The 2,414-nt window shown below is 69.5% G+C and carries 3 protein-coding genes; all 3 read right to left on the bottom strand.

Annotated features, from left to right (window positions below; genetic code table 11):
- Positions 1-326: beta-galactosidase (locus ABT336_RS27255; RefSeq protein WP_350900444.1), on the bottom strand; the 326-nt coding region annotated here is incomplete at its 3' end.
- An 81-nt stretch (positions 327-407) separates the two neighbouring features.
- Positions 408-1,379 (bottom strand): carbohydrate ABC transporter permease, encoded by a 972-nt coding sequence (locus ABT336_RS27260; RefSeq protein WP_350900446.1) that lies wholly within the window; start codon positions 1,377-1,379, stop codon positions 408-410.
- Positions 1,376-2,407 (bottom strand): ABC transporter permease, encoded by a 1,032-nt coding sequence (locus ABT336_RS27265; protein ID WP_502891283.1) that lies wholly within the window; start codon positions 2,405-2,407, stop codon positions 1,376-1,378. The genes ABT336_RS27260 and ABT336_RS27265 overlap by 4 nt, the downstream gene beginning before the upstream one ends.
- Positions 2,408-2,414: the final 7 nt, after the last annotated feature.

Genomic DNA, 2,414 nt, shown 5'->3' on the forward strand with positions numbered 1-2,414 from the left:
CGGCTGCCGTGGTGCAGGCGGACCCCGTCGGCGGTGACCGGGAGGGCGTCGGGGTGGGCCTGGGAGAACCAGGGGGGCGGGCCGGCGGTGGGGGTGGCCAGGGCCACCTGGATGTCGGCGGCGTGCAGCAGGTCGAGGATCTCGTCGAGCCAGTCGAAGGTGTACCTGCCGGGTCGGGGTTCGAGGCGGGACCAGGCGAACACCCCGACGGTGACGAGGGTGACCCGGGCGCGGCGCATCAGGTCGACGTCCTCTCGCCACACCTGCGGGGGCCACTGTTCCGGGTTGTAGTCGCCGCCGTAGCGCAGCCGGGTGTCGTCGGGCATTCCTGGTCCCTGGTGGTCGTGGCCGGTGGGGGGTGTGGTGGTGCCCGGCCGCGTGGGGGCGGGCCGGGCACCACGGGTCGGTCAGCCCTTCACCGCGCCGGTGATGACGCCCTTGGTGAAGTGTCGTTGCACGAACGGGTAGGCGATCACCGCCGGGAGGACCGTCACCACGACCACCGCCATCTTCACCGCCAGGGTGGGTGGGTACGCGGTGACGCCGGGGAGGCTGACCGCCGCCCCGGAGACGTTCGGGGACTGTCCGGCGAGGATGTAGCTCTGCAGGACCCGTTGGATGGGGAACTTGTTGTTGTCGTCGATGTAGAGGACGGAGTTGAAGTAGGCGTTCCAGTAGCCGACGGCGTAGAAGAGGCCGACGACGGCGATCACCGCGCGGGACAGCGGGAGGACGATTCGCCAGAGGATGCGGAACTCTCCGGCACCGTCGATGCGGGCGCTGTCGAGGAGTTCACCGGGGACGTTCATGAAGAACGCCCGGATGACCACCAGGTTGAACACGCTGATCGCGCTGGGCAGGATCAGCGCCCAGAGGCTGTCCTTGAGGCCCAGGCCGGTGACCACCAGGTAGCTGGGCACCAGGCCGGGGAAGATCAGGAAGGTGCCGAGGAACAGGAACAGCAGTCCCCGGTGGGCCACCGATCCGGGGCGGGACAGGCCGTACGCGGCGAGGACGGTGAGGACCAGGCTGACCGTGGTGCCGACGACGGTGACCAGGGTGCTGATCCACACCGCCTGGGTGATCGTGCCGCCGGAGAAGATCGAGATGTAGGCGGAGGGGTCGAACTCGCGGGGGACCACGACCATTCCGCCGGTGTCGTTGATGGTCTGGCGGGAGGAGAGGCTGGTGACCACTACCGTCCACAGGGGGAACAGGACGGCGAGGACGAGCAGGGTGAGGACGGCGCCCTTGCCGATCTGCCCGGCGGTGGTCGGGGGTTCCTCCCAGGCGGGCCGGTTCGGGGCGCGTCGGGGGAGTCGGGGTGTCGGTCGGGGGCCGGCTGCTACCGGTCCGGCCGGACTGATCTGGGTGGTCATGACCGGGAGTACACCCCCTGTTCGCCCAGCCGGTGGGCCATCTTGTTGGCCGCGATGATGAGGATCAGCCCGATGACGGCCTTGAAGAGTCCGGCCGCCGCGCCCTGTCCCCACTGCTGGGTGGCGATGGCATTGTGGTAGACGAAGGTGTCGAGCACCTCGGCGGCCTGTCGGCCGACCGCGTCGCGTTGGAGGATGAACTGCTCGAAGCCGACCGACAGGGCGTCGCCCAGGCGCAGGATGAGCAGCAGGATGATGACCGGCCGCAGGCCGGGCAGGGTGATGTGCCACAGGCGTCGCCACCGGCCGGCGCCGTCGGCCGCCGCCGCCTCGTACAGGTTCTGGTCGATGGCGGACAGGGCGGCGAGGAAGACGATGGCCCCCCAGCCGACGTCCTTCCACACCGACTCGGCGGTGACCAGGACGATGAAGGTGTTCGGGTTGGTCATGATGTCCCACGGTTGCAGTCCGGCCTGGCGCATCTCCTGGGCGAGTAGTCCGGCTCCGCCGAACATCTGCACGAAGAAGGTGACCACCAGCACCCAGCTGAAGAAGTGCGGCAGGTAGACCACGCTCTGGACGAAGCCGCGGACCCGGCCGGACACCACGCTGTTGAGCAGGATGGCCAGGAAGATCGGCAGGGGGAAGAAGAAGACCAGTTGGAAGGCGGTGATGGTGAGGGTGTTGCGCACGGCGTCCCAGAACAGCGGGTCGCGGAAGAGGATCTCGAAGTTGCCGAACCCGACCCACTCGCTGTGGAGGAACGCCTCCAGGGCGTCGTCGCCGACGAACGGGTTGTAGTCCTGGAAGGCGATGACGTTGCCCAGGGTGGGCAGGTAGTGGAAGACCAGGAGCAGCAGCGCGGCCGGCGCGGCCATCGCCAGTAGCGGCCAGTCGCGGCGGAGCCGGGCACCGAGGGGCCGGCGTCGGCGGGTGGGGGTGGGCGGGCCGTGCCCGCCCCGGGGGCGGGGGCCGGGGCGGGGGGGGGGGAGAGGAACCGAGTGGAATCCAGGGACACCCAGAATGATATGGGAA

Origin of the sequence: Micromonospora sp. NPDC000207, assembly GCF_040300925.1 — a bacterium.
Lineage (GTDB): Bacteria > Actinomycetota > Actinomycetes > Mycobacteriales > Micromonosporaceae > Micromonospora.